Source organism: Bradyrhizobium sp. Ken01 (genome assembly GCF_055807355.1).
Window position 1 is genome coordinate 1 of sequence record NZ_JBVVPC010000321.1, and the last position, 231, is coordinate 231.

Annotated in this window: 1 pseudogene; it reads left to right on the top strand. The window is 60.6% G+C overall.

Annotated features, from left to right (window positions below):
- Positions 1–231, top strand: a pseudogene (locus AC0L3S_RS39810) (DNA repair protein RecN); the annotation flags it as partial.

Genomic DNA, 231 nt, shown 5'->3' on the forward strand with positions numbered 1-231 from the left:
AGCCGCTCAAAGCTTTGGCAAAAGTCGCCTCCGGCGGCGAGCTGTCACGGATCAGTCTGGCAATCCAGGTGATCACCGCACAAACCTCGCGGGTGCCGACACTGGTCTTTGATGAAGTGGACGTTGGCATTGGCGGCCCGACGGCCGAGATTGTCGGCCAGTTATTGCGACGCCTGGGGGAGCGTGGCCAAGTGCTTACCGTGACCGAATCGAAATCTACCGGCCGTTGCT